The following is a 13,398-nucleotide window of genomic DNA, read 5'->3' as shown; positions in this document are numbered from 1 at the left end:
CTTGCGTGCACGTCGATAGTTGCCCAACCTTACAAAAAGCTTTGCGGATCGATGTCAACCTGAACCCGGATTGAGCCTCGCTCCTTGGGTGATGCAGCCAGCAAAGCACGGATAAAGGATTGAATATCCGCGCGTTTTGTCCCGTGGATCAATATTCGGAAGCGGTGCCTGCCGCGCACCAGCGCCAGCGGCGCTTCGGCGGGACCAAGCACGGAAATCTCTGAAGAGGACGGGGCGGCGCGGCGAAGCGCACGCGCATGGTTTTCCGCATCCGGGCGGTTATCGGCCGAGATGATCAGCGCAGCAAGCCGTCCGAAGGGCGGCAGAGCGCTGCGCTCCCGCTCCTCGATCTCGCGAGCATAAAAGGCTTCCGCATCGCCGCTGACAATGGCGCGCATAACCGGATGATCCGGCTGATAGGTCTGGATCAGACCGAGGCTCTTGCGACCCGTACGGCCCGCCCGGCCCGTCACCTGATTGAGAAGCTGGAAAGTGCGTTCGGCGGCGCGCGGGTCGCCATTGGCCAGCCCCAAATCGGCATCCACCACGCCCACCAGCGTCATATTGGGAAAATTGTGCCCCTTCGCGACAAGCTGCGTGCCGATGACGATATCCGCCTCGCCCTTCGCAATGGCGTCGAGTTCCAGACGCAGCCGCTTCACGCCGCCCGCCATATCAGACGAAAGCACTATGATTCGCGCTTCGTTGAACGTCGCGGCAACTTCCTCCGCGATCCGTTCCACGCCGGGGCCACAGGCGACCAGATGATCGAGTGTGCCGCATTCCGGGCAGGCTTCGGGCACCGGCTCGTGATAGCCGCACTGATGGCACATCAGCTGTCCGCGAAAGCGATGCTCGACCAGCCAGCTTGAACATTGCGGGCACTGAAAGCGGTGACCGCACACCCGGCACAATGTCAGCGGCGCATAGCCGCGACGGTTGAGGAACAGCAGGGCCTGTTCGCCGCGCGCGACGGTCTTGCCGACCGCTTCGGTGAGTGCGGGCGACAGAAAGCGTCCCGGCGGCGGCGGTGACCGCCGCATGTCGATGGTTTTAAGATCGGGGAGTGCGGCTTCCGCATAACGCCCGTAAAGCTTGATTCGCTTGTAGCGGCCCTGATCCGCATTGACCTGACTTTCGATGGAGGGCGTGGCCGAGGCAAGCACCACCGGGAAACCGCCAATATGGCCGCGCACGACGGCCATATCGCGGGCATTGTAGAAAACCCGGTCTTCCTGTTTGTAAGCCGGATCATGTTCCTCATCGACCACGATCAGCCCCAGTTCCTTGAAGGGCAGAAACAGCGCCGAACGGGCGCCCGCAACCACCCGTACCGTGCCTTCCGTGACCTGACGCCAGACGCGCTCGCGGGTGCGGGGCGCAAGGTCTGAATGCCATTCGGCGGGCTTGGCACCGAAACGATCATGAAAGCGGTCGAGAAACTGCTGTGTCAGCGCGATTTCGGGCAGGAGAATCAGCACCTGCTTGCCCTGATCGAGCGCCTTGGCGACAGCTTCGAAATAAACTTCGGTCTTGCCTGATCCCGTCACGCCATCGAGGAGGGAAACGGAAAAACAATCCGCCGCGACGGAATCAGAAAGCATTTCGGCAGCTGCCTGCTGGTCTTCCGAGAGCGTGGCGCGGGCATAATCCGTGTCGGGCTTCGCCACTACGGCGGGCGGTGGCAGCATCACTTCATCAAAGACGCCCTGCGCCTTCAATCCCTCTACGACCGTTGCCGAAACGCCCGCCGCATGGGCGAGACCCGACCGGGTCCAGGCAAGCCCGTCGCGGGCAAGCTCCATCACGCGGGCGCGCGCATCGGTCATGCGTTCCGGTTCACCGCCGGAATAACGCAGGCCCGGCACCGACGGCTCGGGGTCGAAGGCGGCAGGCACGCGCAGAACCATACGCGCCACCATGCCGGGCGGTGAGAGCGTGTAATCCGCAGCCCAGCGCATGAAGCGGAGCATCTCGCCATCCACCGGCGGACAATCGAACACTTCGGAAATCGCTCTGAGCTTTTTGGCGTCGACCGCATCGGTTTCGCCCTCACAGACGATGCCCGCGACTTCACGCGGTCCGAGCGGGACGCGCACGATCGACCCGGGCTGGACGTTCATGCCCTCCGGGACCATATAAGAATAAGGCCGTTCTGCTGGCATAGGCACCAGCACGGGAACCACGCGCGGCGTGAAGCCCGGCAGCGCGTCCGAAAACAGGCCCAGAACAGGGTTAGCAATATCGTGCGAATCTTTCGACATGATCGCGTGACCTTGGCGCGGCTTTGCGCTAAAGAAAAGCCACCTTCCGGGACTTAAACGGATTTAGCTCCCAAAACCACCCGCGCTCACTATGGAGGAACGCTGTTATGAAGTTTTTCGTGGACACTGCGGACGTCAAGGAAATCCGCGAACTGAACGACCTTGGACTGGTCGATGGCGTGACCACCAACCCATCCCTCATCCTGAAGTCGGGTCGCAATATCGAGGAAGTTACCAAGGAAATCTGCTCCTTCGTCAAGGGTCCGGTTTCTGCCGAAGTTGCCGCGACCGAATATGAGCAGATGATGAAGGAAGCTGCCCACATCGCCAAATATGCAGATAATATCTGCATCAAGCTGCCCGTAACCTTCGACGGACTGAAGGCCTGTAAGGCTCTGTCTTCCGATGGCCACAAGGTCAATATGACGCTCTGCTTCTCGGCCAATCAGGCGCTTCTTGCAGCCAAGGCTGGCGCGACCTTCATTTCGCCGTTCATCGGTCGTCTCGACGATATGGCTATCAACGGCATGGAACTGATTGCGGAAATCCGCACGATCTATGACAATTACGATTTCCGCACCGAAATTCTTGCCGCTTCGGTTCGCACCGTCAATCACGTCAAGGAAGCAGCGCTGATCGGTGCCGATGTCGTGACCGCGCCTGCGGCAACGCTCAAGGCGCTCGTCAAGCATCCGCTGACCGACAAGGGCCTCGAAACCTTCCTCGCCGATTGGGCGAAGACCGGTCAGAAGATCGCTTAATCAGCGATTTTTGCGAAACAAATGAAAGGCGGGCTTCGGCCCGCTTTTTTATTCCAGAACCGTTTCACCATCCTGCTTGCTGACCCGAATCGGCCTGCTGCCGCAATGCTCGGCTATAGCGCTGGCAAGAGCGCTGGAATGGGTTACAACCCAGATCTGGCTGCGCTCGGATGCCTGCGCGATCATTCTCGCAAGTGACGGGATCATGTCCGGGTGCAGGCTTGCTTCCGGTTCGTTCAGCGCGATCAATGGCGGCAGGCGGTAGGCTAAAAGCGCGCCCGCCAGCGCCAATAGGCGAATCTGTCCGTCGGACAATTCGCCGGGTCGAAAGATGCGGGGCGGGAAAGCTGGAAAATTCAGGCCGAAACTGGCGGTTTCTTCCGGATAAGGAACGACCAGTTTCGCACCATCCAGCGCCTCTTCTATAAAGCGATCCAGATCGACCGTATCCTGACGGATATGCGCAAGCGTGGCAAAGACTGAGGCAAGATTGCCGCTATCCTCGTCCAGCATGGCTGCGGTGGCCGCAATGGAAGGCTGGCGTGCAGGAGCGTCGCGGTCGCTTCGGAAGCCGTGATAAAATCGCCAGCCACGCAGTTGCGCCGCGAGGTCGCCGATCTCGGGATAATGGCCCGACTGACCAAGCACGGCCAGCCCGCTTTCCGATGTCAGAAGCCGCGTCGGATGCTCCATGCGCCGCCCTTCCCCATCGCGGGCAAAGACCGCCGGACCGCGCCGGTCCATGAGATCGACCGGGCGACGACCCGTATCGAGATTAAGCTGTTCTTCCTTGATCTGCGGCTCGAAAGGAAATGCCCCGGAAACAGGTGGCGGCAAACCCGCCTCCACCCGATAGGAAAGGCGCGACGCCAGCCTTTCGTCCTCGAAATCCGCTTCCAGAATGATCCGCGCCGATTCGTGCTTGCGACGACCGCCGCTCCACATGGCCGACTGCATGCCGCCTTCCCGCACGATCTCCGTGGAGAAATTGCCTTCCGCAGCCGCCTTGATCAGTTGCAAAGCCCGATAGAGATTGGATTTGCCCGCCCCGTTTTCACCGACGAACACCGTCACCTGTCCAAGATCGAACCGGACAGAACGCAGCGAACGATAGCCTTTGGCCGAAAAGGAAGCGAGGCGCATGATCTCCACAACAGGCTGACACAACAAGGGCGGCACATGCCGCGCCGCCCTTTATATCCATCTCGATGCGAACCACAAATTCCAATCAACCGGCCAAGGCCGTCACAGGCTCGAACCGGCGATTGTCTCTTGGCCGCGCATTATTCCCATTTCATCTCGCCCTTGATGACCTTGGCGCCCAGTTCCAGGCTGCTTTCGCCGCCCAGATCCGGATAGCGCTTCTTCATCGCAGCGATAAGCGTGGCACTATCCTTGGCCTTGTCGGCCTCCTCATCGAATGCAGCGATATAATCGCGGGTGAATTTGACCGCCGAAACATCCGTCGCAGAACCGGCCATCATATGGGCCGGGACAACCACTTCAGGATTGCGCGCCGCAATCGCATCGAGGTTCTTGATCCATGCCTCGCGCTGCGCCTTGTCAGCCGTATCGGCCAGCCAGATATGCTCGCCTGCGCCAATCAACACGCCGCCGAACACCGCCTTCAGCGATGGCACCCAAAGATAGCGGCGGTTCTTCATGCCTTCAGCCGGGACGATCTCAATCTCGTTGCCTTCCAGCGTGAGCGTCTTCACGTCCGAGGCCTGCGGCAGAACCAGATCGGACAGGTTCTGCGGGCCATTATCCTTCAGCTGCGGTCCCCAGACGTTAAGCTTCGTCTCGACATTGCCATTGATGGCGGCAACGGTTTCAGGAGCAGCGATGATTTTGACATCCGGGAAAGCCGACTTGATCTCGCGCAGGTTGAAATAATAGTCGGGGTCGCTCTGGCTGACATAGACCGTGGTGAGCTTCTTGCCGGTTTCCTTGATCTTTTCGGCAACGGCCTTGCCATCGGAGAAGGTAAAACCGCCATCGAGCAGAATGGCTTCCTTTTCCCCCGTCAACAGAACCGGCGTCCGGTTGAAGCCATTCTCATCGGCCTGGAAAAACTGCCACTGCAACGGCGCTGCCTTTTCCTGTGCCGCTGCCGGACCCGCAACGGCCAGTCCCGCCACGCCTAGTGCCGCAAAGGCCATGCCTTTCATGAGGTCTGAAAATCGCATCATCTGAATACTCCTGAAATAATGATTGAACCGACGGACACACCGCGCGGCTTTCACGCATGACGCATGGGGAAGTCGCTTCCCATTTTTCGCGTCACGCCTCGGGCAATATGCAAATTGTAAATTAGTTCATTTGAAACAAGGAGTTATAAAAATGTTTGCAGGGAACAGCAATGTTACCTTGCTGAATTCCTTGAGCCTTTTTGTGATTAGCGAAACAAAAAAACGGCGCCCGGAGGCGCCGCTTTTGTGATTTCAGATCAGAGGAACGATCAGAGCTTTGACAGCTTCTGCGCCAATGCGAGGAAAACCTGTTCGGCCAGTTCTTCCGCGGCGCGCTTGCGCGCGTCGCGTTCTGCACGAAGGTTTGCAAATTCCTGACGCGGACGATCAAAGGAAGCGCCCGTCGTTCGTGTGCCCGTGGCAAGCGGCTTGCCGTCCTTGTCACGCAGCACGAAATTCGACGTCGCCTTGACGATACCAGCCGATGGACGGCCCGTGCGGTCGGTCTGATCGCCGATATCCACGCTTACGGCGGAAATCGTGCTCGTGCTGAGGCCGAGGCTCAGACGATACATCGGGTTGGCTGGTTCACCAGCGCCACCGCCGAGCAGGAAGATCAGGCGATTGCGCACCTGCTGGCCATAGACATCGCCAGCCGGATCGATGGACACGGAAGCAAGCTTGGTGCGCATATCCGGCGTCACACTGCCGCCGATCGAACCACCAGCGCTGCCGCCCGACGAATAAAGCGGCTGCACCGTGCAGGCAGCAAGGAGAACCGCAGCTCCCACAGCCACAAAAGCGACGCGGAAAGTCTTGATTGCGGAGAGGAAACGATCAGGCAACGACATTGACGATCCTTTGCGGCACCACGATAATCTTCTTCGGCGAGCCCCCGTTGAGCGCAGCCTTGACGAAGTCAAGTTCGAGCACCGCCTGCTGGATGCTAGCTTGATCAGCGTCGCGGGCGATTGTCAAATCCCCACGCTTCTTGCCGTTGATCTGCACCGGCATCACGATCTCGTTTTCCACCACCAATGCGGCGTCGAAGAGCGGCCATGGCGCGCGGGCGACCAACGTTTCCTGTCCGGCGATCTTGCCGCCCAGTTCCGTCAGGCACTGTTCAGCAAGATGCGGCATCATCGGTGCGAGCATCTGGATAAGCTTTTCCGTGGCGTCACGAACAGCGCCCTTCAGCTCATCATCGGCCTTGTCCGAAGCGACAAGCTGCAACGGTGCAGCAAGCGCATTCACAAGCTCATAAAGTCGCGCAACGCCGCGATTGAAAGCGAGCTTTTCGATATCGTCGCCAACAGCGTTGACTGTCTTATGCACGGCCTTGGAAACGGCAAGCGCTTCGCCCTGCGAACCGGTCTTCGGCGCGACATCCTTCAGATGTTCGGCTGCTTCCGACACCAGACGCCAGACGCGTTGCACGAAGCGATGCGCGCCTTCGGCACCTGCTTCCGTCCAGATCACGTCACGTTCCGGCGGCGAATCGGACAGCATGAACCAGCGCGCAGTATCTGCACCATAAGAAGAGATGATATCGTCAGGATCAACGACATTCTTCTTCGACTTCGACATCTTCTCGATGGAACCGATTTCAACCGGCGCACCGCTGTCCAGCATGGTTGCGGTGCGCTTGCCGTCAATGTCCTCGATGCGGATATCGGCAGGAGCAACCCACTGACCATCGGCCTTGTAGGTTTCGTGCACAACCATGCCCTGCGTGAACAGGCCCTTGAAGGGCTCATCCAGACCGACATGGCCCGTAACCTTCATGGCGCGGGTGAAAAAGCGCGAATAGAGCAGATGCAGGATCGCGTGTTCGACACCACCGATATACTGGTCGACCGGCAGCCAGCGGTCTGCAATCGCACGATCGGTCGGCTCGTTTTCCCACGGCGCCGTGAAGCGCGCATAGTACCAGGACGAATCGACAAACGTATCCATCGTGTCGGTCTCGCGCCGGGCTTCGCCACCGCATTTCGGGCACTTCACATGACGCCACGTGGCATGACGATCCAGCGGATTGCCCGGACGGTCGAAATCCACATCGTCCGGCAGCTTGACCGGCAGGTCGGCGCGCGGCACCGGATTGACGCCACAGCTCTCGCAATGGATCATCGGGATCGGGCAGCCCCAATAGCGCTGGCGCGAAATGCCCCAGTCGCGCAGACGGAACTGCACCTTGCGGGCCGCTTGCGGACGATTGCCAAGCGTGGTCTGTTCCAGACGGTTTGCAACCTCGTTGAAGGCTGCTTCCGGCGCCAGACCATCGAGGAAACGCGAATTGATCATCACGCCGTCATCGGTATAGGCCGAGTCGGTGATGGCAAAAGTGGCAGCGTCCTCGCCCTTCGGCAGCACGACCGGCGTTACCTTCAGCGCATATTTATTGGCGAAATCCAGATCGCGCTGGTCATGCGCCGGACAGCCGAAAACAGCGCCCGTGCCATATTCCATCAGCACGAAATTGGCGACATAGACCGGCAGCTCCCAGTTCTCGTCGAACGGGTGCTTGACCTTGACGCCGGTATCAAAGCCCTTCTTTTCAGCGGTTTCAAGCGCTGCAAGCGAGGTGCCGTGCTGGTGGCATTCTTCGATGAAGCCGGTCAGCGCAGCATTACCTTCGGCAAGCTTTTTGGCCAGCGGATGATCGGCGGAAATCGCGACAAAAGCCGCGCCGAACAGTGTGTCGGGACGCGTCGTGTAAACCTCGATTTCCGAGAAGCCTTCCGGTGCCGTCTTGCCGTCGAGCGCGAAACGAACCTGCAAGCCTTCCGACTTGCCGATCCAGTTACGCTGCATCAGGCGAACTTTTTCCGGCCACTGGTCGAGCGTGTCGAGACCGGCCAGCAATTCTTCGCTGAAATCAGTGATCTTGAAGAACCACTGCGTCAGTTCGCGCTGTTCGACCAGCGCGCCAGAGCGCCAGCCGCGACCGTCCACCACCTGCTCATTGGCGAGCACGGTGTTGTCCACCGGATCCCAGTTGACCTTGGAGGTTTTGCGCGTGACCAGACCTTTTTCGAACAGGTCGATGAACAGCATCTGCTGACGATGGTAATATTCCACATCGCAGGTCGCGAATTCACGCGACCAATCAAGCGACAGGCCCATGGACTTGAGCTGGCGCTTCATCGTGTCGATGTTCTGGTAGGTCCATTCCTTTGGATGCACCTTGTTCTGCATCGCGGCATTTTCCGCAGGCATGCCGAACGCGTCCCAACCCATCGGGTGGAGCACATTAAACCCCTTGGCGCGCTTGTAGCGGGCAACGACATCGCCCATCGCATAGTTGCGCACATGGCCCATATGGATGCGCCCCGATGGATAGGGGAACATCTCAAGCACATAATACTTCTCGCGCGGATCGCTGTTGTCCGTTTCGAAAGTCCGGTTTTCTTCCCAGACTTTCTGCCAGTGAGCTTCCGCCACGCGCGGATTATAACGTTCGGCTGCCATGTCCGTATTTACTCGTACGAAGGTGATGCAATAAGGAGAGTCGATATTTAATGGCGACCTTCACCACGTATTGGCGAAAGCGTCAACCTTTTGCGGATGAAAAGCCTGAAAGCGAGAGTTTCATGTCAGATATCGTCACGAACCTGAACACGGTCAAGGCCACAATCGCCAATGCCGAAAAGGAAGCACGTCGCACCAAAGGCTCGGTCACGCTCGTCGCCGTGTCGAAAACCTTCGCCGCAGACGCGATCCGCCCGGCACTCGACGCCGGACAGCGCGTCTTCGGGGAAAACCGTGTGCAGGAAGCACAAGCCAAATGGCCTGAACTGCGCGACCATTATTCCGGCATCGAACTGCATTTGATCGGCCCGTTGCAATCCAACAAGGCAGCCGATGCCGTCGCCCTGTTCGACGTCATCGAAACGGTGGACCGCGAGAAGATCGCAGCCGCGCTTGCCGACGAGATCACCAAGCAGGGCAAGAGCCCGAAACTTTATGTGCAGGTCAATACGGGTCTGGAAGAACAAAAGGCCGGCATCGCACCGAAGGACGCCGTCGCCTTTGTCGCACGCTGTCGTGATGAACACGGTCTCGCCATCGAAGGGCTGATGTGCATCCCGCCTGCCGATGAAAACCCGGGACCACATTTTGCCCTGTTGGAAAAGCTCGCCCGCGAAGCTGGCGTCGAGAAGCTCTCCATGGGCATGTCAGGCGATTATGAGACCGCTATAGGCTTCGGCGCGACCTCGGTTCGGGTCGGCTCAGCGATTTTCGGCGGTCGGTCCTATACGTCGCCAGCCTGAGACCCACCTCTCGGTTTGATGCGCCCGAAGCTCAGCCCCTCCCAGCGCAACGACACAACGTGTCTTAATACGATTTTGATCAGCCCTGAAGGAACAGCGCTAAGGCCGATGACAGGGCTAGCTCGCTGCCGGTCAAACTTGCCTACATCGCCCCATCACCTCCAAGGCGGGACGGAAAGCCACTGTTGATACGAGCAAAACATTTGGTCAGAAGTGACAGTAATAATATGTCATTAATTGATATAATAATTATTAGTATATTAAAACAAATTGGAGTAAAAAATGCCGAAATACACTATAAAAAGCCTATTAACAGGAGAATACCTCACCCTTCAAAAAACGATTGGCGGAGGTTTATTTTTAGTAAATATGAGTAAAGATCTAGATCGCAAAAAAAGTGTATGGGAATTCACTGATGATGTATATCTTTTTTCACAGCCTATATCAATAATCCTATGGGAAAAAGAAATAAGAAACATTTTAAGCTTAAATGCACTAAAAGGCGAATCCAACATAGACGGATTATACGTATATCAATGCATTGCTCAAAGTGATGATAACGGAAATCCCATGCTATTTAATTTTATTAAATTTGACGGTGAAAAAGAGCTTTATTATATAGAAAAATTGGGAGGTGGAAGGCTTGTTGTATTTGAACCGAAACCAGGCGACACTTCGTACACCAATATTTATCTGGAGAACAAAGATACTCCAGACCACCCCGGAAGAGAAGGTGAGAAATTTATTGTCGCTAAGTACCAAGATTTATAGTCTTGGTAATATTTCTATTTAAAATGCTGAGGACCACATCTCCCTATGTTATAAAAAAATACGCATAAACTTTTAAATAGAGCAGCTTGCATTCACGATATTCCTTCTCGTGAATGCGGCAGCTTTATTATATAGCCTTCATCGGCGCCCACATCCATGTGGACCGCTGATGAAGGCTCGAACAGCGAAATAGCCACGCAAGCAAATGCAATCCTGTCGCCTGTTTTCAATGAGTATACACAGCGATGATCTGACGAGGTTGTTTTTTAGCGAGCTCAAATGGCAATCTTCGAGAGCCGGAGGGATTATGCGTAAGGTACGAGTGGACCTGAAGCGCTGAAAAATCCGATTTACAGGCCATCGAAGTTCGTAAATCAAGATTAATGCAGAACGATCTCGCCCTGCACATTTTTCCAGTCCGATGGGCCGAGCAAGCGGCAATGGGTGTAAGTCACCGAATGCAGCGGCCCGTCGATTTCCCGTTTCCAGAACTCGATGAAATGATGCAGCACCGGAAATTCCGGCGCGACATCATATTCCTGCCAGACAAACAGCTGCAGCAGATGCGGGTGATCCGGCATGTGATAGAAAAGTTTTGCCGTCGTTAGACCGTAACCGGCGAGTTGCAGTTCGAAGGCCGATCTCGCGTGAAAAGCGGACGTCGTCATGGCGATTTCCCCTTTTTGTGAAGAGCCATATATTTGGCTCCTGTATTTGAGATAATCGCTCCAAATGGTTTTTAAAGTGTAAAAACAATATGTTAGCACCATAAAGGCATGAGTGCTGCCAATGCGGAGATTTAGCCTGCGTCATTGTGGACGGCAGACGGTCCTATCGTCTAATTTACCTTCACCGCTTAGGAAGCTAGATAAGACCCAACAGTGGTTACGAACCACGCACCGACGAGAGGACGTTGGTGAAACTTGGAGGAAATGATGTCGGAAAAGCTTTACCCCGTGCTGCCGGAGGCAAAGAAGAACACGCTCATTGACAATGAGACCTACCTCGAATGGTACAAGGAAAGCGTGAGCGATCCGGATGGCTTCTGGGCCAAGCACGGTCGCCGCATCGACTGGTTCAAGCCTTTCACCAAGGTCAAGAACACCGATTTCAACGGCGACGTTTCCATCAAGTGGTATGAAGACGGCGTCACCAACGTTTCCTATAATTGTATTGATCGCCACCTGAAGAGCCGTGGCGACAAGGTCGCCATCATCTGGGAAGGCGACAATCCGTATATCGACAAGAAGATCACCTATCGCGAGCTTTACGAAAACGTTTGCCGCATGGCGAATGTGCTCAAGAAGCACGGCGTCAAGAAGGGCGACCGCGTCACGATCTATCTGCCGATGATCCCGGAAGCGGCCTATGCCATGCTCGCCTGCGCGCGCATCGGCGCGGTGCATTCCGTGGTTTTTGCAGGCTTCTCACCCGAAGCGCTGGCCGGTCGTATCGTCGATTGTGAATCCACATTTGTCATCACCGCCGATGAAGGCGTGCGCGGCGGCAAGCCGGTTCCGCTGAAGGAAAACACCGACACCGCCATCGATATTGCCGCCAAGCAATATGTCATGGTCAACAAGGTGCTGGTCGTGCGCCGCACCGGCGGCAAGGTCAGCTGGGGCCGTGGCCGCGATCTGTGGTATCATCAGGAAGTCGCCAGCGTCGAGCCGCATTGCGAACCGGAACCGATGAATGCGGAAGATCCGCTCTTCATCCTCTACACGTCCGGCTCCACCGGCAAGCCGAAGGGTGTGCTGCACACCACCGGCGGCTATCTGGTCTATGCCTCGATGACCCATCAATATGTCTTCGACTATCACGACGGCGACACCTATTGGTGCACGGCGGATGTGGGTTGGGTCACGGGCCATTCCTATATCGTCTATGGACCGCTCGCCAATGGCGCCACGACGCTGATGTTCGAAGGCGTGCCGAATTTCCCCGATCAGGGCCGATTCTGGGAAGTCATCGACAAGCACCATGTCAACATCTTCTATACCGCGCCAACGGCGATCCGCGCGCTGATGGGCGCTGGCGATGAATTCGTGACGCGTTCCTCGCGCTCCTCGCTGCGCCTGCTCGGCTCGGTCGGCGAGCCGATCAATCCGGAAGCCTGGGAATGGTATTATCATGTGGTCGGCGAGGAAAAGTCGCCCATCGTCGATACCTGGTGGCAGACGGAAACCGGCGGCATTCTGATCACGCCGCTGCCCGGCGCAACCGACCTCAAGCCCGGCTCCGCCACGCGCCCGTTCTTCGGCGTCAAGCCGGAGCTCGTGGATAATGAAGGCAATGTGGTCGATGGTGCGACCGATGGCAATCTCTGCATCACCGACAGCTGGCCCGGCCAGATGCGCACGCTTTACGGCGATCACAAGCGCTTCATCGAGGCGTACTTCTCCACCTACAAGGGCAAGTATTTCACCGGTGACGGCTGCCGCCGCGATGAAGACGGTTATTACTGGATCACCGGTCGCGTCGATGACGTGCTGAATATTTCCGGCCATCGCCTCGGCACGGCGGAAATCGAATCGGCGCTTGTCTCACATCATTCGGTTTCCGAAGCTGCCGTTGTTGGTTATCCGCACGGGATCAAGGGACAGGGCATTTATTGCTACGTCACCTTGATGACCGGCGCGGAAACACAGGACGCCGACGAATTGCGCAAGGAGCTGACCCAGCACGTGCGCAAGGAAATCGGCCCCATCGCCACACCGGACAAGATCCAGTTCGCGCCCGGCCTGCCGAAGACCCGTTCGGGCAAGATCATGCGCCGTATCCTGCGCAAGATCGCCGAAGACGATTTCGGTTCACTGGGCGACACGTCAACCCTCGCCGATCCGGGCGTGGTGGACGACCTGATCGAAAACCGTCAAAACAAGAAGTAAAACAGAAGGGCCGGGATTTTCCCGGCCTCAGGCTGCTGACAAACCCGCCGATATTTTTCGGCGGGTTTTGTTTTTGAGAGGGGCGCGTTTTGTGACTGCCTTAGTAAGGAGTTGCAAGCGGCTGCAACCGCTCATACGCTGGCTGCCTTTGGGGTCTTTGTCAGGACCATGGCGATCTTCTTGATGTTCTGTGCGGCGGCTTGCAGCAGGCATTGGCAGGCGACGCGGACAAGGCCTCGAAAGCG

At 57.1% G+C, this 13,398-nt stretch carries 10 protein-coding genes; 4 read left to right on the top strand and 6 right to left on the bottom strand.

What is annotated here, in order from left to right; genetic code table 11:
- Positions 1-29: 29 nt before the first annotated feature.
- The gene (locus tag FIC94_RS15390) at positions 30-2,264 is read right to left on the bottom strand and encodes a primosomal protein N' (RefSeq protein WP_140025472.1); all 2,235 of its coding nucleotides are present in this window, start codon (positions 2,262-2,264) and stop codon (positions 30-32) included.
- Between the two features lie 107 nt (positions 2,265-2,371).
- Here FIC94_RS15390 and fsa point away from each other — a divergent pair, with 107 nt between their 5' ends.
- Positions 2,372-3,025 (top strand): fructose-6-phosphate aldolase, encoded by a 654-nt coding sequence (gene fsa / locus FIC94_RS15385; RefSeq protein WP_109369821.1) that lies wholly within the window; start codon positions 2,372-2,374, stop codon positions 3,023-3,025.
- Positions 3,026-3,073: 48 nt separating this feature from the next.
- Here fsa and FIC94_RS15380 read toward each other — a convergent pair whose 3' ends face one another.
- The 4 genes from FIC94_RS15380 to leuS all read right to left on the bottom strand — a co-directional run bounded on the left by FIC94_RS15380 (position 3,074) and on the right by leuS (position 8,688).
- Positions 3,074-4,168: an AAA family ATPase gene (locus tag FIC94_RS15380; RefSeq protein WP_140025471.1), complete on the bottom strand. Its 1,095-nt coding sequence runs from the start codon at positions 4,166-4,168 to the stop codon at positions 3,074-3,076.
- Between the two features lie 140 nt (positions 4,169-4,308).
- Positions 4,309-5,217 (bottom strand): MBL fold metallo-hydrolase, encoded by a 909-nt coding sequence (locus tag FIC94_RS15375; protein WP_235892025.1) that lies wholly within the window; start codon positions 5,215-5,217, stop codon positions 4,309-4,311.
- 269 nt (positions 5,218-5,486) lie between these two features.
- Complete coding sequence (lptE, locus tag FIC94_RS15370; protein ID WP_121538637.1) at positions 5,487-6,068, bottom strand: LPS assembly lipoprotein LptE; 582 nt, start codon at positions 6,066-6,068, stop codon at positions 5,487-5,489.
- The gene (gene leuS / locus FIC94_RS15365; RefSeq protein WP_140025470.1) at positions 6,055-8,688 is read right to left on the bottom strand and encodes a leucine--tRNA ligase; all 2,634 of its coding nucleotides are present in this window, start codon (positions 8,686-8,688) and stop codon (positions 6,055-6,057) included. The genes lptE and leuS overlap by 14 nt, the downstream gene beginning before the upstream one ends.
- Before the next feature lie 122 nt (positions 8,689-8,810).
- Between leuS and FIC94_RS15360 the strand changes: the two genes are divergently transcribed.
- Positions 8,811-9,491 carry a YggS family pyridoxal phosphate-dependent enzyme gene (locus FIC94_RS15360; RefSeq protein ID WP_140025469.1) on the top strand — a complete coding sequence of 227 codons (681 nt, stop codon included), beginning with the start codon at positions 8,811-8,813 and terminating at the stop codon, positions 9,489-9,491.
- Between the two features lie 282 nt (positions 9,492-9,773).
- Positions 9,774-10,262, top strand: coding sequence for a hypothetical protein (locus FIC94_RS15355; RefSeq protein ID WP_140025468.1), 489 nt, complete (start codon positions 9,774-9,776; stop codon positions 10,260-10,262).
- Positions 10,263-10,642: 380 nt separating this feature from the next.
- On the opposite strand, the gene FIC94_RS15350 is transcribed toward FIC94_RS15355, so the two are convergent.
- Positions 10,643-10,930, bottom strand: coding sequence for an usg protein (locus FIC94_RS15350; protein WP_109369825.1), 288 nt, complete (start codon positions 10,928-10,930; stop codon positions 10,643-10,645).
- A gap of 267 nt (positions 10,931-11,197) precedes the next feature.
- Between FIC94_RS15350 and acs the strand changes: the two genes are divergently transcribed.
- Complete coding sequence (gene acs, locus FIC94_RS15345; RefSeq protein ID WP_109369826.1) at positions 11,198-13,153, top strand: acetate--CoA ligase; 1,956 nt, start codon at positions 11,198-11,200, stop codon at positions 13,151-13,153.
- The last annotated feature ends 245 nt before the right edge of the window (positions 13,154-13,398 follow it).

The sequence above is a fragment of the Ochrobactrum teleogrylli genome, from assembly GCF_006376685.1.
In the GTDB taxonomy this organism is placed as follows: Bacteria; Pseudomonadota; Alphaproteobacteria; order Rhizobiales; family Rhizobiaceae; genus Brucella; species Brucella teleogrylli.
The sequence above is the reverse complement of the archived record's forward strand: the minus strand, read 5'-3'. Positions and strand labels throughout refer to the sequence as shown.